Genomic DNA, 23,330 nt, shown 5'->3' with positions numbered 1-23,330 from the left:
CGGTCAGCGCAGCTCCCGGCGGCGCATGAGGAGAAGGGCGACGGATGCCGCGGCGACGGCCACAACGGCCAGCCACGCCCCGCCGCTCCAGTCGGTCGACGTTCCGAGAGCCACCGGCGTGTGCGAGAACGGCGACACGTCGCGCAGCCACTCCGGGGCGCCGACGAGTGCGCCGAAGATGCCGAGGAAGCTGCCCGCGGCGAGCAGTGTCCAGCCGAGCGCCGACGTCGCGGACGGGAGCAGCACGAAGACCAGCGCGAGCACGCCGAGATAGACGAGCGCTGCCGGCAGCTGGGCCGCCGCCGCAGCGAAGGAGTCCGCGATGAGCGCGGGGTCGTCGCCGCTGACGAGCACGCCGGCGGCCGAGGCGAGGGCCGCGCCCAGAAGCACGAGCGAGATGGCCACGACGCCGAGCACCAGATAGTCGGCGAGCCAGTGCACCCGCCCGAGCCGTGCCGCGAGGAGTGGCTCCGCTGTGCCGCCCGTCTCCTCCTGCCGCAGCCGGATCACCGCCTGGATCGCACAGCCGGCAGCCACGACTCCCGCGATCGCGAACATGGCGGAGATGAGCACCTGCGCCACCGAGGCGTCGGCGTCGGGAACGATCGACCGCAGCGTGGCGGCCAATTCGGGGTTCGTGCGTGCCGCCTCGATCACCACGCCCGCCAGGGAGCCGGCGAGAAGGCCGGTCGCTACGCCGCCGAGGGTCCAGCCCACGATCGACGGCCACTGCAGGCGCCATGCCAGCGCGAACGATCCCGAGAGCCACGGAGCGGCGGCGCGGCGGCCGATCCTCTCCGGCAGCAGGCTCGCACCACTGTCGCGCGATGCCTGCACGGCGAAGACCGCGGCGATGCAGGCGGTCGCTAGGGCCAGGCAGAGCAGCAGGGGTGCGAGGTCGTCCGCGGTGAACGCCCCGGTGTGCTGGGCCCAGCCGATGGGGGAGAGCCAGCTCGGCCACGCGCTCGTCATCGAGAGACGGTCGTCCGACGGGGTGCCGAGCGCGTCGCCGACCCCGCGCAACAGGAAGGCGACCCCGATCGCGGCCGCCCCGATGGAGTTCGCCCCGCGCGAGGTGCGCGCGAACTGGGCGGCCAGCAGCCCCACGCCGAGAAAGGCCACGCCCACGGCCGCCGTCGCCGCCCCGGACACGAGAGCCCCGGCGACGGGCAGTCCTCCGGCGACGAAGCCCAGTGCCACGGCGACGCCGAGGGCGACGCTCGCCGCCACGCCGTGGACGACGGTCGCCACGGTGGGCAGAGTGCGGGCGGCCCGCGTCGACGCGACGAGCTCGGCGCGACCCGACTCCTCCTCGGCCCGCGAGTGCCGCACCGCGAGGAAACCGGCCATGAACGCGCACATCAGCGCGAGGTAAGTGAAGATCTGGAAGAAGACGAAGGCCGGGAGCTCGGCCCCCTGCGGCAGGCCGCGCAGCAGCAGGATGGAGGGGTTCGCGACCGCGAGGCGCATGATCCCGGCACGTTCGGCGTCGTCGCCGTAGGTCTGCGCGACCCCGGTCGCCGCGGTCAGTGCCAGGAGCCCGGTGCTCACCGCCCAGACCGCGATCTGCAGGCGGTCGCGTCGAGCCCGCTGGCGCACGAGCGCACCGAGGGTGCTCACCCAGCCCGGAGTGCTCACGATTTCGGGTCGCCGTAGTGGCGCAGGAACAGCTCCTCGAGCGACGGCGGCTCGACCACGAGGGCGCGCACCCCGAGACTCCCGAGCACGGGCAGCACGGCGGGCAACCGTTCGTCGTCGACCGTGAAGCGCACACGCCCGCCGGCCACGTGCAGGTCGTGGGCGTCCGGGATCGTGGCGAGCGAGGCATCCGACGGTCCAGCGGCGAACGAGACCTCGATGCGGGTGAGATGCCGCAGGCTCTCGAGCGTTCCGGTCTCGACGGTGCTGCCGGCCCGGATGATGGTGACCCGGTCGCACAGCTGTTCCACCTCGCTCAGGATGTGGCTCGACAGCAGCACCGTGGCGCCCTCCGCCGCGACGCGGCGGATCTCGCCGTCGAACACCGCCTCCATCACGGGGTCGAGGCCGCTCGTGGGTTCGTCGAGGATATACAGCTCGGCGGGGGTTGCGAAGGCGGCGATCAGCGCCACCTTCTGGCGGTTGCCCTTCGAGTAGGCGCGGCCCTTCTTCGTCGGGTCGAACTGGAACAGCTCGATCAGGCCGGCCTTGCGGCTCTCGTAGAGCCTGGCGTCGGTCGTTCCGCCACGCAGCCTGCCCAGCAGATCGATCGTCTCGCCGCCCGACAGGTTGGGCCAGATGCTCACGTCGCCGGGAACGTAGGCGACCCGGTCGTGCAGGGCGACGGCGTCGCGCCACGGATCCCTGCCGAACAGGGCGACGGAGCCCGCGCTGGCCCGGGCGAGGCCGAGCAGGATGCGGATCGTCGTCGACTTTCCCGCGCCGTTCGGCCCGAGGAAACCGTGCACCTCGCCGGCGCTCACGCTCAGGTCGAGACCGTCGAGGGCGCGCACACGCCCGAACCGCTTCTCGAGGCCGCTCGCCTCGATGACCGATGCGTTCATGAGCCACGAAGATACGCCGGTTCCGCGGTCTTGGGAACTCCCCACGGCGACGCTCGCCTACAGTGAAGGGTGCCCAAGACCCGCCTCACACCCCGCGAGATCAACGCCCGCGGATCCCGCCCGCTGCGCGCGATCCTGCGCGACCCCCGCCTGATCGGGGTCGAGGCGCTCGCCGGCGCCGTGACCGTGCTCGCGCTCATCCCCGAGGTCATCTCGTTCTCGATCATCGCCGGCGTCGACCCCGTCAACGCGCTCGTCGCATCCGCCGTCCTGGCCATCTCGATGTCGTTCCTCGGCGGGCGGCCCGCGATGGTCACGGCCGCGGCCGGCTCCGTCGCCCTCGTCGTCGCACCGCTCGTGCACGCCGAGGGGGTCGAATACCTGCTGCCGACGGTGATCCTCGCCGGCGTCATCCAGATCGTCTTCGGCGTCACCGGCCTGGCCAGGGCGATGCGGTTCATCCCGCGCTCGGTCATGATCGGTTTCGTCAACGCCCTGGGCATCCTGATCTTCGTCGCCCAGATCGCCAGCCTGGTCAACGTGCCGTGGCAGGTGTACCCGCTGTTCGTGCTCACGCTGCTCATCATCTGGCTGTTCCCGAAGCTCACCACCGTCGTGCCGGCACCGCTCGTCGCGATCGTCGCGGTGACGGCGCTCACCGTCGCGGTCGGAATCACCGTTCCGACCGTGGGCGACGAGGGCCATGTCACCGGCGGCCTTCCCGGCATCACCCCGTTCGCGGTGCCGTTCACCATCGAGACGCTGCTGCTCGTGGCGCCGACGGCGATCGCCGTCGCCTTCGTCGGGCTCATCGAGTCGCTGCTCACCGCGAAGCTCGTCGACGACCTCACCGACAGTCCGTCGTCGAAGAAGCGCGAGTCGTGGGGGCTGGGCGTCGCCAACATCCTCTCCGGCCTGTGGGGCGGCGTCGCCGGCTGCGCGATGATCGGCCAGACCGTGGTCAACGTGAAGATCGGGCACGCCCGCACCCGCCTGTCGACCCTGTTCGCCGGTGTCTACCTGCTGCTGTTCGTCGCCGTGTTCTCGAGCGTGATGGCGGTCATCCCGATGGTCGCGCTCGCCGCCGTCATGATGGTCGTCGCGGTGCGCACCGTCGACTGGAACTCGGTGCGGCCGAGCGTCGTCAGGCGGATGCCGCGTTCCGAGACCGTCGTCATGGTGGTCACCGTCGCATCCGTCGTCATCACCAGCAACCTCGCGATCGGCGTCGGGGTGGGCGCCGTTCTGGCGGCGCTGCTGCTGCTGCAGAGGGCGGCCTCGGCGTTCGACGTGGTGCGGGAGCTGTCTGAGGACGGCGCGGTCGTCGTGTACCGCGTGCGGGGTGCTCTCTTCTTCGCCTCGAGCAGCGGCCTCGCCGACCGGTTCTTCCGCGCCGACGACCCCGGGCGCGTGGTCATCGACCTCACCGAGTCGCGCATCTGGGACGCGTCGTCCGTCGCCGCCCTCGACGCCATCGAGGAGAAGTACCGCGGCAACGGGGCCACCGTCGAGGTGCGCGGGCTCGACGAGCGCAGCGCGAACTTCCACGGGCGCATCACCGGGCACCTGAACTGACCGCACGGCGACCTCATCACGCTCCCCTCCTTCAGATGATTGGCTAGAGACATGACCACCCAGACTCCGCGTCCCGCGCGCTCGCAGATCGTCCTGTCCGTCGTACGCACCGAGTGGCTCACGCCGCGCATGGTGCGGGTGGTCGCCGGCGGCGCCGGCTTCGACGACCTGATCGGCAACGAGTTCACCGACAAGTACACGAAGGTGATCTTCGTCAAGCCCGAACTGGGGCTCGAACCGCCCTACGACCTCACGGCGCTGCGCGAGTCGCTGCCGCAGCACGACTGGCCCGTCGTTCGCACATACACGATCCGCCGCATCGACTCCGAGGCCCGCGAGGTCGTCATCGACTTCGTGGTGCACGGCACAGAGGGCGTCGCCGGGCCGTGGGCGGCGGGCGCCGTCGCGGGCGACACCCTCGTGCTGGGCGGCGCGGGGGGCGCATACGCGCCGCGCGCCGACACCGGATGGCACGTGCTCGCGGGCGACGAGTCGGCGATCCCGGCGATCGCGTCGGCGCTCGAGGCCATGCCGGAAGACGCCCGCGGCGTCGCCCACATCGAGGTCGACGACGACACCGACGTGCAGCTGCTCACGGCCCCGGCCGGAGTCATCCTGAACTGGATCCTGCGCGACGGAGCCCGCACTCCCGACCTGCTCGCGACCGCCGTCGACGACGCCGAGTGGCCGGAGGGCGTCGACGCGCAGGTGTTCGCGCACGGCGAGCGCGAGGCGATGAAGGCGGTGCGCGCCGTGCTCGCCCGCCGCGGCATCCCCCGCGACCGTTTCTCGCTCTCGGGGTACTGGGCCTACGGGCGCACCGAAGACCGGTTCCAGGCCGAGAAGCGCGAGCCGATCGGTGTGATCGCCGACTGAGCCGGCCGCGACCGTGCCTCTCAGCAGTGCGAGTCGACCGGCCGGCCGGCACGCACGTCGTCGAACCAGGCGATGACCCGGTCGACCGCCCGAAGAGCGACGAGCCCGTGCCCGGTGTCGGCGATGGGCAGGTAGGTCACTTCGGAGCCGATCGCGCACTCGTGGTCGGCGAACGATCTCGTGGTGGCCGGGTCGATGAGGGTGTCGGTGTCGCCCTGAGCCACGAACAGGGGAACCGCGAGCGGCACGGCGCCCGGCGAGTTCTCGGCCAGCAGCGTCGCCCAGGGGTCGACGGTCGCGGGGTCGCCGCTGAAGTAGTTGCCCACGAGCGGACCGGCGATGTCGTGGATCGCCGAGTTCTGACCGATGAGGCAGAGCGAGGCCATCTTCGGGGTGGCCGCGACCCCCGCCGGCGTGAGCAGCGATTCCAGGGTCGCGCCGCGGTCGGCGTAGACGGTCGAGTACGACTGCAGCGCATACGACGAGAGCGTGATGCCCGAGACGTCGGCCATGACGCGCTCGAGCAGGGCGGCGAGGTCGGTGGCGGGGGCGGCGACCGCGACGGCCTCGAGCCGCAGCTCAGGCGCGTAGGCGGCCGCGTCCTGCGCGGCGAACAACGCCGCCTGCCCGCCTTGCGAGTGGCCCCAGAGCAGCAGGTCGTCGTTCGCCCCGGCCTCGTCGATGGCGCGTGCGGCGCGGGCCGCATCCAGAACGCTGTTTCCCTCGTTCGTGCCGACGAGGTAGGAGTCCGGTCCCGCGGCGCCCATGCCCGGGTAGTCGGTCGCCGCCACGACGTATCCCGCGTCGAGCAACGCCCGCAGACCCTCGATGAAGTCGAAGGGGTCGGCCCCCACAGACGGCGCGCAGCGCGGCGCCGATCCCGTGGTCGGATGCGCCCACGACACGACCGGGCGGCCGCCAGCGGGTGCCGTTCCCGCCGGGGCGACGACCACACCGGAGACGAGGATGTCGACCCCGTTCAGGTCGCGCGAGTGGTAGAGCACGCGCCATGCGACCGAGCCGGTCATGGTGCTGGCGATCGGCTCAGACCTCACGAGCTCGCCGGGGGGTCCCGGTTCGAGCGGGTCGGGCGCCTCGTAGAAGGAAGGCGCCTCGCTCTCTTCGATGACGCCTTCGACGAGCCGGCGGTCGGCCTCGAAGCAGCCGCTCAGCAGCAGGCCGCACAGCGCGGCCACCGAGAAGGCACGCAGCAGGCGGGGCATGGGCACATTCTGTCCGCTGGAGCAACGCTCGGCAAGGCCGGGATGCCGCGGCTCTAGCGTTGGGTCATGACCACGCGCATCGGTACTTCGGGCTGGAGCTACGACCACTGGCAGAACGTGCTCTACCCGCCGGGGCTGCCGACGGCGAGACGGCTCGGCGTCTACGTGTCGCAGTTCGACACCGTGGAGCTCAACGCGAGCTTCTACCGCTGGCCCCGCGACACCACCTTCGCAGGCTGGCGGCAGCGGCTGCCGGAGGGCTTCCTCATGTCGGTGAAGGCGCCGCGCGGCCTCACCCACGCCAGGAAGCTGTACGACCCCGACGTCTGGATCGAACGGATGGCCCGCTGCTGGCACGAGCTCGGCGACCGCCGTGCGGTGCTCGTCGTGCAGCTGCCGCCGGGCATGCCGCGCGACGATGCCCGGCTCGACTACTTCCTCCGGGCGCTGCCCGACTGGATCCGTGTCACCGTCGAGTTTCGGCATGACAGCTGGCACACCGAGGAGGTGTTCGCCCTGCTCGAACGGCACGGCGCCGCGTACTGCGTGATGAGCGGCGCGGGCCTTCCGTGCATCCTCCGGGCGACCGCCGACTTCGTCTACCTGCGGCTGCACGGGCCCGACCACGACGCCCTCTACGGAGGGCTGTACTCCGACGCCGACCTCGCCTGGTGGGCCGACCGCATCCGCGAGTGGGAGGCATCCGGCCGCGACGTGTTCGCCTACTTCAACAACGACGGCGAGGGCAACGCGGTGCGCAACGCCCTGACGCTGCGCGGCATGCTGGGCCGCTGACCAGTCGGCCGCCCGCGCGCGTCGGCGGCTGAGCCCGTCGAAGCGCCGCGACTTGTCGCAAACGGGGCCGTCTGCGGGCCGGATACCCCCGTTGGTGACAACTCGCCGCCGCGCGGGCCGCCGCACGTGTTACGCGGCGAGAACCTTCTCGAAGCAGAGCGAGTTCGGGATCGTCTCGACGTAGGGCTCGTAGATCGGGATCGGCGTGTAGCCCACGCGCTCGTAGACCGCGACCGCGTCGGGCTGGCGGTCGCCGGTCTGCAGGATGAGACGGCTCACTCCGGCCGCCCTGGCGAGCGACTCGAGGTGGTTCATCAGCGCCCGCGCGATGCCACGCCCGCGGTGGGCGTCGGACACGATGACGCGCTTGACCTCCCAGTCGCCGCGCAGCTCGCGCAGGGCGGCGTGCGCGATGGGGGTTCCGTCGTCGTCGAGCACCAGCACGACCGCGCGCACGTCGGCGGGGTCGACGGCGAGCGAGGCCGTGCGGCGCGCTGTCACCTCTGCGGGCTCCGGCTCGGGGGTGTGGTTCGCGTAGCGCACCGACATCTCGGCGTCCATGACGGAGCGCAGGCGCGCGGCTCGGTGGTCGTCCCACGACACGTTCTCAAAGGTGAAACTCGAAAATGGCACGGGTTCGATCCTACGACCGGGGGTGACTCAGCGCAGTTCGGCGGCGGCGGCATCCCGAACCGCGGCGGCCACCAGCTCGAGGCTCGCCGACTGCAGCTGCCACTGCTGCCAGTACAGCGGCACGTGCACCGCGTCTCCCGGCGACAGTTCGACGAGCACGCCCGCACGTTCGAACGGCTCGCCCTGCAGGTCGGGTACCATTCCCCAGCCGAGGCCGTGGGTGATGCCGGCGACGAAGTCCGCAGACGAGGGGATGAAATGCCGGGGCGGATGCGGCGATCCCGGCGCCTGCCGCCTGAGATACGCGTCCTGCAGATCGTCTTTGCGGTCGAAGACCACGACGGGCGCGGCGGCGAGGGCGGCCGGTGTCGCGCCGCGCGGAAACCACGTCTCGGCGAACCCGGGCGTGCACATCGCGCGGTACCGCATGCTGCCGAGCGCGACGGAGGTGCAGCCCTGGATGGGGTCGCGCACCGCGGTGATGGCGGCCATCACCGTTCCCGCCCGCAGCAGAGCGGTCGTGTGCTCCTGGTCGTCGCGGTGCAGGTCGAAGCAGATCGACGTCGGCAGCGAGGCGAGGGCGGGCAGGATCCAGGTGGCGAGAGAGTCGCCGTTGACCGCGATCGGGATGCTGACCGGGGCGACGCGGGATTCGTCGTCGCCGAGGTCGAGACGCGCATCCGCCGTCAGCAGGTCGATGTGGCGCGCGAGCCGCAGGATCGCCTCTCCCGACTCGGTCGCCACGACCGGTTTCGTGCGTTGCAGCAGCACGCGGCCGACCGACGACTCGAGCGCCTTGATCCGTTGGCTCACGGCGCTCGGCGTGACGTGGAGGCTGCGAGCCGCCGCCTCGAACGTGCCTTCGGTGACGGTCGCACTGAGCGCGCGCAGCTGGGCGAGATCGAGATCCATGATTAGCAATGCTAATGCTTGTGAAGAATCCGTAGCTGGACTACACGACAGTGCCGCCCTAGCTTTGGCACATGATCCTCTCAGCACTCGCCGGCTTCGGCTTCGGCCTCTCGCTCATCGTCGCCATCGGCGCGCAGAACGCCTTCGTGCTGCGGCAGGGGCTGCGGCGCGAGCACGTGCTGGCGGTCGTGCTGGTGTGCGCGCTGTCGGACGCCGCCCTCATCCTGCTCGGCATCGCGGGGGCCGGCGCGGTGTTCGCGGCATTCCCGGCGGCGCTCGTGGTCGTGCGGTACGCGGGAGCCGCCTTCCTGTTGGTCTACGCCTTCCTCGCGGCCCGTCGGGCGTGGCGCCCCGCCGCACTCGAGGCGGGCGTGCCCGCGGTGCGTACGTCGCTCGCCGCCGCCCTCGCCACCTGCCTCGCGCTCACCTGGCTCAACCCGCACGTGTACCTCGACACCGTGGTGCTGCTCGGCTCGGTCGCGAACGCGCACGGCGACGACCGGTGGTGGTTCGGGCTCGGAGCGGCGCTCGGCAGCATCGTCTGGTTCACCGCCCTGGGCTACGGCGCCCGCCTGCTGCAGCCGGTCTTCGCGCGGCCAGCCGCCTGGCGGGTGCTCGACGCCGTCATCGCCGTGACCATGGTCGCTATCGCAGTCTCGCTCGTGGTCGGCGCCGCGCACTGAGAGCGCCGTCGCCCGCGGGCGTTGCTCGTGTTGAGGGTTCTTCGCTACGCTGTGGCTGACGGCGCACTTCGCCGCAGCCTATGGGGGGTCACATGCTGCAAACGGTCGTTCCGCCTGCCGTGGAGGACAACAGCCAGCCGGTGCTGGGAGGGTTGTCGATCGGGGAAGCGGCCGCAGTCTCGGGGCTGACCGTCGACGCGCTGCGCTACTACGAGCGCGAGGGACTCACCCTGCACCCGCTCGACCGCAACTCCGCCGGCCGCCGGCGCTACTTCGAGCGCGACATCAGCTGGATCCGCGCCCTCGCGATGCTGCGCAGAACAGGGATGCGCATCCGTGACGTGCGGGCGTTCACCGAGCTCTCCCGGGAGGCGGGGACGGAGCCGGAACGTCTCGCCGTGCTCGAGGAGCACCGGGACCGGGTCATCGACCGCATCGCGGTGATGCAGCTCGAGCTGGAGGAGATCCAGAGCAAGATCGAGTTCTACCGCGGCACCATCCCGAGCTAGCCGGCCGCGCACGGGCGGACCCGCGCGAGCGCCTACGGTTGCTCTATGGCTTCCCCGCGCTCGGCGCTTCCCCTCGGGTCGGTCGGGCTGGTCGTCGGCGGGCTGGCGCTGCAGGAGGTCGGGGCGTCGTTCGCGGTGCTGCTCTTCCCCGCCATCGGCGCGCTCGGCGTCGTCTCGCTGCGGCTCGGCTTCTCGGCGCTCATCCTGCTCGCGGTCAGCCGGCCCACCCTGCGCGGCTACGGGCGCTCGAGCTGGGCGACCGTGGTCGCGTTCGGCTTCGCCATCGCGGCCATGAACTTCCTGTTCTACGAGGCACTCGCCCGTATCCCGCTCGGAGCCGCCGTGACGATCGAGGTTCTCGGCCCGCTCGCGGTCTCGGTGCTCGCCAGTCGCAGACGTTCCCGGTGGGTCTGGGCGATCATCGCGCTCGCCGGGGTCGTGCTGCTCGGCCAGGGCAGCTTCGGACACCTCGACCCGCTCGGAGTCGTCTTCGCGTTCGGCGCCGGCGCCACCTGGGCGGGCTACATCCTGCTCTCGGCGCGCACGGGCGAGCACTTCCCGCGCTTCGACGGGCTGGCGATCGCGATGAGCGTCGGCGCGCTCATCACGCTGCCGTTCGGTATCGGGTTCACCGGCAGCGCGCTGTTCGAGCCGGGCATCCTGCTGCTCGGCGCGGCGGTCGCCCTGTTGTCGTCGACGCTGCCGTACGCGTTCGAGCTGCTCGCGCTGCGCCGGCTCCCCGCATCGACCTTCGCGATCCTGATGAGCCTCGCGCCCGCGATCGCCACCATCGCCGGTCTCGTCATCCTCGGCCAGGAGTTCACCGTCGTGGGCGCGATCGCGATCGGCCTCGTCATCATCGCGAGCATCGGCGCCGTGCGCTCAGCCGGAGCGCGGCCGCCCGAGCCGCTCGCGGTCTGAACCGGGCGGCGACGCGGAAACGGCCGGCGACGCCGACCGGCAGCGGCGTTCGTGCGCCTAGATCGCCATGAACGGGATCGACAGGGCCAGTACCGCCGAGACGGCGAAGATGGCGACGGATGTACCGATCAGCACGAATTGCGTGCGTGTCTGCCGCACGAGCGCCGAGACACCGAGCAGGAACAGCGAGATCGACATCAGCACCGTGTAAAGCGTGAGCTTGTCGCCCTCGGCGCCGAGCTTGTCGCCCTCCTCGACCTTGGCGACCGCGTCCTCCTTGGTGTCCGCGTAGCCGGAGAACAGCGCGTCCTGGTAGTCCTCGTCGTCGAGCGGGCTGGTGTAGAACTCCGGGTCGGCCTCGTTCTCGGCTGTCGCGCGGTCGATTGCGCCCTGGAAGTCCTCAGAGACCGACTGGAAGACGAGGGTGTCGTACTTCTCCTGCGCGAGCTCGGCGGCCGCAGGGTCGGTGCCGTCGATGTCGATGGTGAGCAGGGTCAGGTTGTCCCAGAGCTGGTTGTCCTGCGCGTACTGCTGGTTGCCCTCGAGGTAGAGCGACTCGGCCTCGGTCGAGAGGTTGTTGCCTACCGCGTAGGCGGTCGCGCCCGCTCCGCCGTAGAGCGCCGCCTGGAACGAGGCGTAGGCCACGGCGATCGACACGACGCCGAGCAGGATGGCGATGACGAGTTCGAGGTTGGTGGTGAAGGTGCCGAAGATGTTCTTCTTGGCGGCCTGGGGTGGGGTTTCGTTAGACAAGGTGCTCCGGATTCGGGGTGTTTCGTGGGCCGGTCTGGCTGGGGCTGCGCCAGTTTACGGTCCGGCCGAAGACGTTATCCACTGTCGCGTTCCCCCATTTCGGGGCGGAATTCCCGTGCTCGCGCGGCCGCTCGCGATACCCTCGAAGACGAACAGAGGGGATGCCGATGACCGCGAAATCCGGCGACGAGTTCGATCCGAGATTCGACCCGGCGTTCCAGCGCGGCTTCGACGGTGAAGGCCTGCGCGCTCCGAGCCGGCCCGTCGACGCGGCACCCACCGCCCCTCCGATCGGTCTCCCGCCGACGCCGGCGAGCGCCGGCGAGGCCGTGCCGTCGACGCCCCAGACGACGGATGCCGCGGCCGACGACGACCGGCAGACGCGACGCAATCCGTTCCTCATCGCGCTGGCGGTGGTGAGCGTCGCCCTCGTCGTGGCCGGGGTCTGGATCATCCAGATCGCGCGCGCCCCGTTCGACGGAACGAATGCCGCAGCCAACGTCGACTTCGTCTTCCTGCAGATCCTGGGCGGCCTGGCGCCGGCGGCGATCGCGTTGGGCGTGGCCACGGCCATCGGAATCGTGTTCGTGCTCGCCGTCGACTGGCAGAAGCGCCGCTAGCAGGGGTTCCGCCAGCCGGGGCGCCCGTGCCGTGTGGGCCGACCTCCCCGGGCCGAGGTTCTAGACCGCCGCCCAGACCTCGCGCATAAACGCGTTGGCGTCGTCGAGCTCTGGCCGCGAGATCGAGTGCGGAAGCCCCTCGTAGATGCGGGCGGTGAGCGTGGAGTGGTCGGGCAGCCAGCCCTCGGTGTACTCGATCTTGTCGGGCGAGATAACGTCGTCGACCGTGCCGCGGCCCCAGAACACCGGCGGACGCACGTGCGAGAGCCGCTGGTCGCCCCCGTTGTCCTCGAGCACCGCGAAGCCCGACAGGTTGACCGCGAAGGCGAAGCGCTCCGGAGCGTGGCGGAGCAGCTGCAGAGCCAGCGCGCCGCCCTGCGAGAATCCGAGCAGGCCGATCGACGTCGACTCGGTGGTGTCGAGCCATGCCAGCAGGGCGACCGCCGTCTCGTTGGCGGCCTCGGCGACGGCCGCGGCATCCGCCTGGCTCGCCAGCGGCGCCCACGCGAAGCCGCCCTGCTGCAGCGCGATCGGCGCGCGCACGGAGGCGACCACGGGCGCCAGCGGAAGCTGTGGCGACAGCCCGAACAGGTCGCCCTCGTGCGATCCGAAGCCGTGCAGCAGGACGAGGAGGGGGCGGCCGGCGCGCTCGCGCTCGGGCGCCGACCAGAGGACAGCGGTCGGATCGATGGAAACCATATCGACCACGCTAGCCCCTGCGAGGCCGGGCGGAGCGGGTGCCGTCGGCCCCTTATAACGCACCCGGCGTGCGTTCGCCGCCCGAGTGGTAGAATTGTTACCCTTCCCTCCCCCATCCCGACGGATGCACCGCAATGATGCCGCGCGCTCGTCACACGATCTTCCATCCAGGCGCACGCCACCGGGCCACCGCTCGGCCAACGTGTCCGACACCAACAACTGATTAGAGGCAGCCCACATGATTTTCGAAGTAGGGGAAACCGTCGTCTACCCGCACCACGGTGCAGCCACCATCACCGCGGTCAAGACGCGAACCGTCAAGGGTGTCGACAAGACCTACCTCACGCTCAACGTGCACGCGAGCGACCTGATGATCGACCTCCCGCAGGAGAACGTCGAGCTGATCGGCGTGCGCGACGTCATCGACGCCGCCGGTGTCGAGGCCGTGTTCGACGTGCTGCGCAGCGAGTGGGTCGAGGAGCCGGGCAACTGGTCGCGCCGCTTCAAGGCCAACACCGAGAAGATGGGCAGCGGAAGCGTCTACAGCGTGAGCGAGGTCGTTCGCGACCTGTGGCGCCGCGATCAGGACAAGGGCGTGTCGGCCGGCGAGAAGCGCATGCTCCTCAAGGCACGTCAGATCCTCGTCTCGGAGCTCGCGCTCGCCCGCCAGAGCACCGAAGAGGAGGCCACCGCGGCCCTCGACGAGGTTCTCGCGAGCATTCCGGCGTAACCCGCCGTCACCCGTTTCACGCGCAAGGGCCGTCCCTCCGGGGGCGGCCCTTCCGCGTTGCCGGATGCCCGTAGGGCTACAGTTCGGGCGCCCGGCTACAGCGCGCGCTGCAGCCCGACGCCCGGGGTGCAGCCCTACGGGATGTGCCACATCCCGGTACACGCGCGCCATGTCGAGCTGGCGCGCGTGTACCGAACCGGCGCGCAAGCACGGCCGGGGAACAGGCGGGCGCGCAAGCGTGGCCGGGGAACAGGCGGGCGCGCAAGCACGGCCGGGCGTGCCCCGCTAGGTCTGGCAGCGCGGGCACCAGAAGGTGTCGCGCTCGGTGAGCGGCGTCGCGCCGAGCTTGCCGCGGCGGATGCGCGTACCGCAGCGCAGGCACGGCTTCCCGGCGCGGCCGTAGACCCACGCGTTGCGTCCGGAACGCAGGTCGCCCGTCGTCGACCGGTCGACGCGTCCACGGTTCGCCCCGAGCAGCTTGCGTGCGAGATTCACGGTGGCCGCGACATCCGCATCGTCGGCGACCGGCCGCGTCGGCAGCATGCCCCGCAGAAAGCACAGTTCGTTGGCGTAGACGTTGCCGATGCCCGCGAGGTTGCGCTGGTCGAGCAGCGCGACGAACACCGGAATCCCGGGTGCCGCCGTGATGCGCGCGATCGCGAGGTCGGCGTCGAAGTCGCCCAGCAGGTCGGGGCCGAGGTGCCCGACGACCGTGTCCTCCTCGGCGGTCGGCACGATCTCCACGACGCCGAGCGAGAAGCCGACGGTCACCCAGTCGGCGGTGCTCAGGATGATCCGTGCCTGGTGCGCCGGCCGACGCCACGGGCTCCCCGGACGGTACAGGTGCCACGACCCCTCCATCTTGAGGTGCGTGTGGATCGTCATGTCGCCCACGTGGTGCAGCAGGTGCTTGCCGCGGCTCTCGACGTCGTGCACGACCTCGCCGGTGAGGTCGACGGTGGCGAACGCGGGAACCCGCACGTCGCAGCCGGTGAGCACCTGGCCGGCGATCGCCTTGTTCAGATTGCTGGCGGTGAGCCAGACGGTGTCGCCCTCAGGCACGGACGCCCCTATGCACGCAGCGACAACCCGCGCGGAGTCGCGCTGAACCCCGCGTCGCTGAGGGCTGTGCCGAGCGGCGTGCCGGTGATCGAGACGCCGTCGACCTGCTCGATGCGCAGCTTGCCCAGTCCGGTGCGCACGATGGCGGCGAGGGAGACGGATGCCGCGGCGAGGGCCTCGTCGCTCTGCCCGAAGGTGAGCACGGTCTTGCCGCCGCGCTCGACATAGAGCGCGAGCTCGCCGTCGACGAGCACCACGAGCGAGCCGGCCTTGCGTCCGGGGCGGTGCCCGCGGGGCTCGTCGGGGTCGGCCGCCGGCCAGGGCAGGGCGGCGCCGTACGGGTTGGCCGGATCGGTCGCGGCGAGCGTGAGCGCGGCGGGCGGTGCGTTGGTCGCCTCGTCGCGGCTGAAGGCGCGCAGCCGGTCGACGGTCGCGCCGGTGGCGAACTGGGCGGCCCCGAGTGACTCGACGAAGTAGCCGCGACGCGCGCGCCCGATCTCCTCGAAGCCGCTCAGCACCTTGTAGGCGAGGCTGAAGCCGCCGCGGATGCCCTCGCTGACGACCGCGCCGCGCGTGACGACGCCGTGCCGCTCGAGCAGCATCTCGGCCATCGACTTGGCGCGGATCGTCGTGTCGCCCTCGGCGAGCGGCAGCAGCGACCAGCGCCCGCCGACGCTCGGCGGGCCGGACTGGCTGGGCAGGCTCGGGCGCGACCGGCCGCGGTAGGCGCGGGCGCGCGACGGGGCACGCTTCGGTGCGGCCTTCCCGCCGAGGTACGAGCGCAGGGGCGAGAACGTGTCGTTGGTGACGAGCCCGGCCCAGACGAGATCCCAGAGGGCGGTCGTCATCTCCTTGTCGTCCATGCTGCCGACGGCGCCGGAGAGCTGGCGGAAGAAGAACGCTCCGCCTCCGGCGAGCGAGGCGAGGATCGATCGTTGCAGCTCGGTCGTCTCGTCGCCGCTGGGGTCGGCGAGGGTCAGCGGGGCGTTCTCGGCGAGGTGCAGGCTCACCCAGCCGTCGCTGCCCGGCAGCGATCCGCGCCCCGACCAGACGACCTCGCCGGTGAGGGTGAGCTCGTCGAGCCAGGCGGGCGAGTAGTTGCGCAGCCGCGCGGGCAGCACGAGCGTCTCCCACGCTGACGCCGGCAGGGCGACCCCGGAGAGCTGGTCGATGACCTGCACGAGGCCGTCGATGCCGGTGAGGTTGGAGCCGACGTGCTGCCACGCCGGCAGGAAGCGCCCGAGGGTGGGCTGGTCGACCGGCTCGACCTCGTGCCGCAGGGCTGCGAGCGAGCGGCTGCGCAGGCGTCGCAGCACCTCGACGTCGCACCACTCGCTGCCGGCGGCGCCCGGACGGAACTCACCCTCGACCACCCGGCGCTCCATGGCGAGGCGGGTCAGCGTATCGAGCACCACGGCGACGCCGAGCCCGAAGCGGGAGGCGGCGGCCGCGACGGTGAACGGCCCGTGCGTGCGGGCGAAACGGCCGACGAGGTCGCCGAGCGGGTCGGCGACGGGCTCGATGAACGCGGCGGGGACGCCGATCGGCAGCGGCACCCCGAGGGCGTCGCGCAGGCGGGCGGCGTCTTCGATGCCGGCCCAGCGCTCGGTGCCGGCGATCGTGACGCGCAGCACTCGGTTGTCGCGTGCCAGCCTGGTGAGTATCGCGGTCGCCGTGTCGGTCGCCGAGCCCGGCGAAGCAAGCGCGGCCCCTTCGACGAGCGCAGTACCTTCGACCAGCCCGGCGACCGAGAACAGCTCGGGGACCGCGCGCTCCACGATCTCCTCGGTCGACAACGGGCCGAGAAGGCGCAGCACGTCGACGACGCCCTCGGCGTCTTTCGCCCGGCGGTCGGCCGCGAGCCGCTGCAGCTCGAGCTCGGTCTGCTCGATGACGCCGGCGTCGAGAAGCTCGCGCAGCTCCGCCCGGCCGAGCAGTTCGGCGAGCAGGGTCGAGTCGAGCGAGAGCGCCGCGGCCCGGCGTTCGGCGAGGGGGGAGTCGCCCTCGTACATGAACGCGGCCACGTAGCCGAACAGCAGCGACCGCGCGAAGGGCGAGGGAACCTCCGTCTCGGTCTCGACGATGCGGATGCTGCGGCTCTCGATCTCTCCGGCGACGGAGACGAGCGCGGGCAGGTCGTACACGTCCTGCAGCACCTCGCGCACCGTCTCGAGCACGATCGGGAAGCTCGGGAACTTGCGGGCGACGTCGAGCAGCTGCGACGCACGCTGTCGCTGCTGCCAGAGCGGGCTGCGCTTGCCCGGGTTGTAGCGGGGCAGCAGCAGCGCACGGGCCGCGCACTCGCGGAAGCGGGCGGCGAACAGCGCGGAGCCGCCGACCTCCTCGGTCACGATGTCCTGCAGCTCGCCCGGCTCGAAGACGAACAGCTCGGCGCCGGGCGGCTCGGCGTCGGTGTCGGGGATGCGCACGACGACGCCGTCGTCGCTCGCCATCGCCGCGCCGTCCATGCCGAGCCGGTCGCGCACGCGGGCGCTGACCGCGAGGGCCCACGGTGCGTGAACCGGCATGCCGTAGGGGGAGTGCAGGATGACCCGCCAGTCGCCGAGCTCGTCGCGGAAGCGCTCGACCACGAGGGTCTGGTCGGTGGGCACGTAGCCGGTCGACGCCTTCTGGTCGGCGACGAAGGCGATGAGGTTGTTGGCCGCGAACTCGTCGAGGCCGGCCGCCTCCATCCGTTCCTTCACGGTCCCCGAGCCCGCAGCGGTCCCTGAGCCCGCCCCGGTCCCTGAGCCTGTCAAAGGGTCTGAGCCCGTCGCGGGCCCCGACGCGATCTCGCGGGTGAACGCGCCGATCGCGCGCCCCAGCTCGGCGGGGCGGCCGAGGCCGTCGCCCTTCCAAAACGGAACCTTGCCAGGCTGCCCGTAGGCGGGCGAGACCAGCACGCGGTCGTGCGTGATGTCCTCGATGCGCCAGCTCGTGGCTCCGAGCGCGAACACGTCGCCGACGCGCGACTCGTAGACCATCTCCTCGTCGAGCTCGCCGACCCTGGCCGCCTTCTCGCCGACCATGAAGACGCCGAACAGGCCGCGGTCGGGGATCGTGCCTCCGGATGTCACGGCGAGCCGCTGCGCGCCGGGGCGACCGGTGATCGTTCCGCTGACGCGGTCCCACACGATGCGGGGCCGCAGCTCGGCGAACTCGTCGCTGGGGTACAGGCCGCTCAACAGGTCGAGGGTCGCGGTGTATGCGCTGCGCGGGAGCGCGGCGAACGGCGCGCTGCGCCGCACGGTCTCGAACCACTCCTCCACGCCGAGCGGGCCGAGGGCGACGGCGGCGACGGTCTGCTGAGCGAGCACGTCGAGCGGGTTGGCGGGCACGGAGATCGACTCGATCTGTCCGGCGAGCATCCGCTCGCTCGTGACGGCGATGTGCAGCAGGTCGGCTCGGTGCTTCGGGAACATCACGCCCTTCGACACCTCGCCGACCTGGTGGCCGGCGCGGCCGATGCGCTGCAGTCCGCTCGCGACCGAGGGAGGCGACTCGACCTGCACCACGAGGTCGACGGCGCCCATGTCGATGCCGAGCTCGAGCGAGCTCGTGGCGACCACGCAGCGCAGGCGCCCGCTCTTGAGGTCGTCTTCGATGCCGGCGCGCTGGTCTTTGCTCACGCTGCCGTGGTGGGCGCGGGCCAGCAGCGGGGCGGCGCCGGATGTTGCACCTGCTTGCGCCATCATCTGGGCGGGCGCGCTGCGTACGGTCCCTGAGCTTGTCGAAGGGCTCGAGCTTGTCGAAGGGCCTGAGCTTGTCGTGACACCCGCTTCGACAAGCTCAGCGACCGAGAGCTCGGCGGCCGCCGCCTCCCTCTCCTCGTAGATCTCGTTCAGCCGCGCCGTCAGACGCTCGGCCAGGCGCCGCGAGTTCGCGAACACGATCGTCGACCGGTGCGCCAGGATCAGGTCGACGATCTTCTCCTCAACGTGGGGCCAGATCGAGCCCTGCGGGGTGGAGCCCGCGGCCGAGCCCTCGAGGGCGGGCGCGGCGCCGAGCTCGGTCATGTCCTCCACCGGCACGACCACGGTCAGGTCGAATTTCTTGCTCGAGACCGGGGCGACGATGGTGACCGGCGCGGCGCCGGCGAGGAAGCGCGCGACCTCCTCGCGCGGGCGCACGGTGGCGCTGAGCCCGATGCGCTGGGCCGGCTTCTCGAGCATGGCGTCGAGCCGCTCGAGCGACACGGCGAGGTGCGCGCCGCGCTTCGTCGAGGCCACGGCGTGCACCTCGTCGATGATGACCGTCTCGATGCCGACGAGGGTCTCCTTCGCGGCGCTCGTGAGCATGAGATACAGCGACTCCGGGGTGGTGATGAGGATGTCGGGAGGTGTGCGTGCGAGCACCCGGCGGTCTCCGGGGGTGGTGTCGCCCGAGCGCACACCGACGGTCACGTCGGGCGCCGGCACCCCGAGGCGCTTCGCGGTCTGGGTGACGCCGACCAGCGGCGCGCGCAGATTGCGCTCCACGTCGACGCCGAGCGCCTTGAGCGGCGAGATGTAGAGCACGCGGGTGCGGTGCAGCGGGTTCTGCGGCGGGGGAGTCGATGCGAGCCGGTCGATGGCCCACAGAAACGCGGCGAGCGTCTTGCCCGATCCGGTGGGCGCGACGACGAGCGCGTGGCTGCCGCTCGAGACCGCCTCCCACGCGCCCAGCTGCGCGGCCGTGGGCTCGCTGAAGGCGCCGTCGAACCACTCCCTGGTCGCTGGGGAAAATCTCGACAGCACGTCGCCCATATTCCCCATCTTCTCGCGAACCCCCGACATCCGCCCGCTATTGCCTACCGGCCCCGCGTCTGCGCAGCAGTCGGGCGCGCGGATGAGTAACAATGGAGCATGAGCTCCGTAGGCACCCCAGATCCCAATTCCGGCTGGCTGTCAGAAGAGGAGCTCGCCGAGACCCGGCGCCGGCTCCCCCTCCTCTACGTGGAGGCTGTGCCCGTTCGCGTGAACGGCCTCGGCCGCGTCACCGAGGTGGGCATGCTGCTGCGCGCGTCCGACGAGGGGGCCATCACGCGCACCCTGGTCTCCGGGCGCGTGATGTACGGCGAGACGCTGCGCGACGCGCTCTTCCGGCACCTGGAGAAGGACCTGGGTCCGATGGCATTCCCGCTGCTGCCCGCCAGCCCTACCCCGTTCTCGATCGCCGAGTACTTCCCCTGGCCGAACGACAGCCCGTACACCGACGCCCGCCAGCACGCGGTCGCCATGGCCTACGTCGTGCCCGTCACGGGAACCTGCGACCCGCGCCAGGACGCGTTGGAGATGACGTGGATGACCCCCGCCGAGGCCGTCTCGCCCGGCATCAGCGCCGACATGGAGGGCGGCCGCGGCGCGCTCGTACGTGCGGCGCTCGCGTCGGTCGGCGTGCTGCCCTAGCCGCTGACGGCCGGGTCGGCCGCGAGTCGAGCCAGCCGCTAGCCGAGCCAGCCGCTAGCCGAGCCAGCCGCGCTGCCCCAGCCACAGGGCGCACAGCGGCGCCCACTGCTCGAGCGGGCCCTCGCCGCGCGCGAGCCCCCTGCCGTGTCCGCCGCCCTCGAAGACGTGCAGCTCGAACGGCACGTCGTGCTCGGCGAGAGCGCTCGCGTAGCGCAGCGAGTGGCTCACGGGGACGGCGTCGTCCTCGCCGGTGTGCCAGAGGAACGTCGGGGGAGTGAACCGGTCGACGCGCAGCTCCTGGCTCAGCTCGCGCCGCGCGTGCGGGGCGCTGGCAGGGCCGAGGAGGCTCTCGAGCGAGCCCGCGTGCGGTTCGTGCACCATGGAGACGACGGGGTAGGCGAGCACGGCGAGGTCGACGCGCGCGGCCGACTGCGCGGCTGTCGACAGCTGCGCCGCGAGGTGCCCGCCGGCCGAGAAGCCGATGACGCCGATGCGCGAGCGGTCGACGTTCTCGCCGAGGTCGAGGGTGCCGGTTCGCGCCGCGGCGACGACCTCCTGGGCGCGCAGCAGGGCGTCGGGATGACGCGCGGGCGCCACCGGGTAGCGCAGGGTCAGGGCGTTGACGCCGAGCCCGGCCAGCCAGTCGGCGATCACCCGCCCCTCGTGGTCGGCGTGGGCGACGTAGCCGCCGCCCGGCAGCACGAGCATAAGCGGCCGGGGTGTGGCAGCGGGCCCGTCGGCCGCGCGGAAGTCGAGGTCGTCGGCGAGCGGGGCGGCGGCGGTGTCGGTCATGCCGTCATGCTAGCCGGTGCTGCCGCGAGGCAAATTCAATTTGTTGTACAGAACCACAATTTGCTTGCGCGAAGCGCTTCGATGACCTAGCGTGGCCTGCAGGCATTCATCGAAGCGCTTAGACAACGGAGTTCACATGGCTAACATCACCGACGTGGCACGCGTCGCCGGTGTGTCCATCAGCACCGTCTCCTACGCCCTGTCGGGCAAGCGTCCGATCGCCGAGGCCACCAAGACCCGCATCGCCGAGGCCGTGCACGAGCTCGGTTACCGGCCGAACGCCGGCGCCCGCATGCTCGCCGGGTCCCGCACCAACATCCTCGCGCTCACCGCTCCGATGCACGAAGACACCCATCCGCCGGCGCTCATGGCATTCGTGCTCGCTGTCGTCACGGCGGCGCGCAGCTTCGACTACGACGTGCTGCTGCTCACCGAGGGCGAGGCCACCACGGGTCTGCGCCGGGTCGCATCCAGCTCGCTCGTCGACGGAATCGTGATGCTCGACGTCACCACCGACGACGAGCGCACCGCCGTCGTCCGCGAGCTCGGACTCCCGTCGGTGCTGATCGGCATCCCCGGCGACACCGAGGGCCTCACCTGTGTCGACCTGGACTTCGAGGCGGCGGCCCGGCTGTCGCTCGCACGACTCGTCGAGCTCGGGCACACGTCGGTCGGACTCATGGGCCACGCCGAGCAGCTCTACGGGCGCGGCTCAAATTACGCCCCGCGCTTCCGCGACTCGTTCCTCGAGGCGGGCGGCGAATCGGGAATCGCGACCGCATTCCACACGACGGAGGCGACACGCGAGGGCGTCGAGGCGTCGCTCGACGGGCTCCGCGCGCAGCTGCCGGACATGACCGCGGTCGTACTCAACTGCAACGAGAACATCCACGGAATCCTGCTCGAGGTGCTGCGCGAGCGGGAGGTCGCGGTTCCGGCCGCGCTGTCGATCGTCTCCGCGTGCTCGAGCTTCTCCACCGAGCATTTCCTGCCCCCGATCGACGTGATCCCGCTGCCGGCCCAGTCATCGGGACAGCGCGCGGTCGAGCTCGTCGTGCAGCAGCTGGCCGGCTTCGTCGACCCCCACGTCGAGCTCATCGCCCCGACCTACCAGCGCAAGCAATCCACCGCTCCCCCGGCGGCTGCCGCTCTCTGACCCCTCCGACCGACCGACCCGGCGTCCGATCATCAATCGAAGCGCTTCGACAATCCAACACACCGACGAGAACCCCTCGGCTACAAGGAAGTAGAACCATGAAGAAGAAAAAGCTCATCACGTCGATCGCCGTGTTCGGCGCCAGCGCCCTGCTGCTCAGCGCCTGCTCCGCCGGCGGCGGCGGCGACTCCGGCGGAAAGGTGACGCTCGACTTCTGGTCGTGGGCGCCGAACACGCAGGAGCTGGTGGATGTCTGGAACGAGGAGAACCCCGACATTCAGGTCAAGTACACCGACGCCGGCGGCGGCAAGGACTCCTCCGCCAAGCTGCTCACCGCCAGCCGTGCGGGCAACGCCCCCGACCTGGCCGCCGTCGAGTACCCGACCCTGCCGTCGCTCATCGTCGCCGACGTCGCGCTCGACATCACCGACCTGGTCGGCGACGAGGTGACCGACGCCTACGCGGAAGGCACCCTCGCGCAGACCACCATCGACGGCCACGTCTTCGGGCTGCCGCAGGACGTCGGACCGATGGCCCTCGTCTACCGCTCCGACCTACTCGAGCAGTGGGGCATCCCCGTGCCCACCACGTGGGCCGAGTTCGCCACCGCCGCCGAGGCCGTGCGGGCCGCCGACCCCAACGCGTACCTCGCGTCGCTGCCCGCCGACCAGTGGGCGTTCTACGCCGGCGTCGCCACCCAGGCCGGCGCCGAATGGTGGTCGCTCGACGGCAACGAGTGGACGGTCGGCATTGCCGACGAGGCGTCGCTCGAGGTGGCCGACTTCTTCCAGGACCTGGTCGAGCGTGACGTCATCAGCACCGAGCCGATCCTGACGCCCGAGTGGAACGCGAAGGCCAACGGCGGCACCATGCTCTCCTGGCCGTCGGCCCTGTGGGCTCCCGGCGTCATCGAGGGCGTCGCCCCCGACACCATCGGCAAGTGGAGCATGACGAACTTCCCGCAGTGGACCGCGGGCGACGCGGCGGTCGCGTTCCAGGGCGGCTCGGCCGTTGTCGTGACCAACAACTCCGACCACCCCGAGGAGGCGGTGAAGTTCGCCACCTGGCTCAACGCGAGCGAAGAGGGCGCCAACCTCATCCTCACCGTGCAGAACGGCTACCCCGCGGCCACCTCCGGCCAGGAGGAGGCAAAGTCGAGCGAGGCCCCGAAGCTCATGCCGCAGCAGTCCGACTACTACGATCTCGCCGCCACCATCGCCTCCGACACCATTCCCGTGGTCTGGGGGCCGAACGTCAACGTCGCCGAGAGCGCCTTCACCGACGAGCTGAACAAGGCCATCAACGCCGGCACGCCGTGGCGCGACGCGTTCACCAAGGTGCAGGAGATCGTCGTCGCCGACATGGCGAAGTCGGGCTTCGAGCTCTCCAACAAGTAAGTCCCCGCAACATCCGTTGCACGCGTCCCGTCGGGTGCGTGCGCGGGCCTACGGCCGGCGCACG

21 protein-coding genes are annotated in these 23,330 nt (G+C 71.3%); 11 read left to right on the top strand and 10 right to left on the bottom strand.

All coding sequences use genetic code 11. The features are described from left to right. Positions 1–3 precede the first annotated feature (3 nt). Together ABIE21_RS11885 and ABIE21_RS11880 are read right to left on the bottom strand one after the other, a co-directional pair. Positions 4–1,638, bottom strand: coding sequence for an ABC transporter permease (locus ABIE21_RS11885; protein WP_354025019.1), 1,635 nt, complete (start codon positions 1,636–1,638; stop codon positions 4–6). After that, positions 1,635–2,543: an ABC transporter ATP-binding protein gene (locus ABIE21_RS11880; RefSeq protein ID WP_354025018.1), complete on the bottom strand. Its 909-nt coding sequence runs from the start codon at positions 2,541–2,543 to the stop codon at positions 1,635–1,637. The genes ABIE21_RS11885 and ABIE21_RS11880 overlap by 4 nt, the downstream gene beginning before the upstream one ends. A gap of 69 nt (positions 2,544–2,612) precedes the next feature. Here ABIE21_RS11880 and ABIE21_RS11875 point away from each other — a divergent pair, with 69 nt between their 5' ends. Next, a complete protein-coding gene (locus tag ABIE21_RS11875; protein ID WP_354025017.1) occupies positions 2,613–4,118 on the top strand; it encodes a SulP family inorganic anion transporter in 1,506 nt (501 codons plus the stop codon). 51 nt (positions 4,119–4,169) lie between these two features. Beyond that, positions 4,170–4,994, top strand: coding sequence for a siderophore-interacting protein (locus ABIE21_RS11870; protein WP_354025016.1), 825 nt, complete (start codon positions 4,170–4,172; stop codon positions 4,992–4,994). 20 nt (positions 4,995–5,014) lie between these two features. Here ABIE21_RS11870 and ABIE21_RS11865 read toward each other — a convergent pair whose 3' ends face one another. Continuing rightward, complete coding sequence (locus ABIE21_RS11865; RefSeq protein ID WP_354025015.1) at positions 5,015–6,217, bottom strand: alpha/beta fold hydrolase; 1,203 nt, start codon at positions 6,215–6,217, stop codon at positions 5,015–5,017. A gap of 66 nt (positions 6,218–6,283) precedes the next feature. Between ABIE21_RS11865 and ABIE21_RS11860 the strand changes: the two genes are divergently transcribed. Continuing rightward, on the top strand, positions 6,284–7,012 hold the full coding sequence (locus tag ABIE21_RS11860) for a DUF72 domain-containing protein (protein WP_354025014.1): 729 nt from the start codon (positions 6,284–6,286) through the stop codon (positions 7,010–7,012). Positions 7,013–7,141: 129 nt separating this feature from the next. Here ABIE21_RS11860 and ABIE21_RS11855 read toward each other — a convergent pair whose 3' ends face one another. Further along, entirely contained in the window at positions 7,142–7,645 is a 504-nt protein-coding gene (locus ABIE21_RS11855) for a GNAT family N-acetyltransferase (RefSeq protein WP_354025013.1), read from the bottom strand. 27 nt (positions 7,646–7,672) lie between these two features. Beyond that, positions 7,673–8,557, bottom strand: coding sequence for a LysR family transcriptional regulator ArgP (locus ABIE21_RS11850; RefSeq protein ID WP_354025012.1), 885 nt, complete (start codon positions 8,555–8,557; stop codon positions 7,673–7,675). Between the two features lie 71 nt (positions 8,558–8,628). Between ABIE21_RS11850 and ABIE21_RS11845 the strand changes: the two genes are divergently transcribed. The 3 genes from ABIE21_RS11845 (at position 8,629) to ABIE21_RS11835 (ending at position 10,670) form a co-directional block, all read left to right on the top strand. Continuing rightward, on the top strand, positions 8,629–9,240 hold the full coding sequence (locus ABIE21_RS11845) for a LysE/ArgO family amino acid transporter (protein WP_354025011.1): 612 nt from the start codon (positions 8,629–8,631) through the stop codon (positions 9,238–9,240). 92 nt (positions 9,241–9,332) lie between these two features. Then, positions 9,333–9,749 (top strand): MerR family transcriptional regulator, encoded by a 417-nt coding sequence (locus ABIE21_RS11840; RefSeq protein WP_354025010.1) that lies wholly within the window; start codon positions 9,333–9,335, stop codon positions 9,747–9,749. A 45-nt stretch (positions 9,750–9,794) separates the two neighbouring features. After that, on the top strand, positions 9,795–10,670 hold the full coding sequence (locus ABIE21_RS11835) for an EamA family transporter (RefSeq protein ID WP_354025009.1): 876 nt from the start codon (positions 9,795–9,797) through the stop codon (positions 10,668–10,670). Between the two features lie 57 nt (positions 10,671–10,727). On the opposite strand, the gene ABIE21_RS11830 is transcribed toward ABIE21_RS11835, so the two are convergent. Next, complete coding sequence (locus ABIE21_RS11830) at positions 10,728–11,423, bottom strand: hypothetical protein (protein ID WP_354025008.1); 696 nt, start codon at positions 11,421–11,423, stop codon at positions 10,728–10,730. Between the two features lie 167 nt (positions 11,424–11,590). Between ABIE21_RS11830 and ABIE21_RS11825 the strand changes: the two genes are divergently transcribed. Continuing rightward, entirely contained in the window at positions 11,591–12,043 is a 453-nt protein-coding gene (locus ABIE21_RS11825; protein WP_354025007.1) for a hypothetical protein, read from the top strand. A 60-nt stretch (positions 12,044–12,103) separates the two neighbouring features. Here ABIE21_RS11825 and ABIE21_RS11820 read toward each other — a convergent pair whose 3' ends face one another. Further along, entirely contained in the window at positions 12,104–12,742 is a 639-nt protein-coding gene (locus tag ABIE21_RS11820) for an alpha/beta hydrolase (RefSeq protein ID WP_354025006.1), read from the bottom strand. Between the two features lie 238 nt (positions 12,743–12,980). On the opposite strand from ABIE21_RS11820, the gene ABIE21_RS11815 reads away from it, so the two are divergent. After that, complete coding sequence (locus ABIE21_RS11815) at positions 12,981–13,472, top strand: CarD family transcriptional regulator (protein ID WP_188511323.1); 492 nt, start codon at positions 12,981–12,983, stop codon at positions 13,470–13,472. A 285-nt stretch (positions 13,473–13,757) separates the two neighbouring features. Here ABIE21_RS11815 and ABIE21_RS11810 read toward each other — a convergent pair whose 3' ends face one another. Together ABIE21_RS11810 and ABIE21_RS11805 are read right to left on the bottom strand one after the other, a co-directional pair. Continuing rightward, positions 13,758–14,534, bottom strand: a complete 777-nt coding sequence (locus ABIE21_RS11810; protein ID WP_354025005.1) for an Fpg/Nei family DNA glycosylase — start codon at positions 14,532–14,534, stop codon at positions 13,758–13,760. Between the two features lie 8 nt (positions 14,535–14,542). Beyond that, positions 14,543–19,279, bottom strand: coding sequence for an ATP-dependent helicase (locus ABIE21_RS11805; RefSeq protein WP_354025004.1), 4,737 nt, complete (start codon positions 19,277–19,279; stop codon positions 14,543–14,545). A 99-nt stretch (positions 19,280–19,378) separates the two neighbouring features. Here ABIE21_RS11805 and ABIE21_RS11800 point away from each other — a divergent pair, with 99 nt between their 5' ends. Beyond that, the gene (locus ABIE21_RS11800; protein ID WP_354025003.1) at positions 19,379–19,921 is read left to right on the top strand and encodes an NUDIX hydrolase family protein; all 543 of its coding nucleotides are present in this window, start codon (positions 19,379–19,381) and stop codon (positions 19,919–19,921) included. 54 nt (positions 19,922–19,975) lie between these two features. Here ABIE21_RS11800 and ABIE21_RS11795 read toward each other — a convergent pair whose 3' ends face one another. Further along, on the bottom strand, positions 19,976–20,713 hold the full coding sequence (locus ABIE21_RS11795; protein WP_354025002.1) for an alpha/beta hydrolase: 738 nt from the start codon (positions 20,711–20,713) through the stop codon (positions 19,976–19,978). Between the two features lie 136 nt (positions 20,714–20,849). On the opposite strand from ABIE21_RS11795, the gene ABIE21_RS11790 reads away from it, so the two are divergent. Further along, entirely contained in the window at positions 20,850–21,869 is a 1,020-nt protein-coding gene (locus ABIE21_RS11790) for a LacI family DNA-binding transcriptional regulator (protein WP_354025001.1), read from the top strand. Between the two features lie 98 nt (positions 21,870–21,967). After that, positions 21,968–23,266, top strand: coding sequence for an ABC transporter substrate-binding protein (locus ABIE21_RS11785; RefSeq protein ID WP_354025000.1), 1,299 nt, complete (start codon positions 21,968–21,970; stop codon positions 23,264–23,266). The last annotated feature ends 64 nt before the right edge of the window (positions 23,267–23,330 follow it).

Source organism: Conyzicola nivalis (genome assembly GCF_040548875.1).
Classification (GTDB): Bacteria; Actinomycetota; Actinomycetes; order Actinomycetales; family Microbacteriaceae; genus Conyzicola; species Conyzicola nivalis_A.
This window is presented reverse-complemented; position numbering and strand designations above follow the sequence as displayed.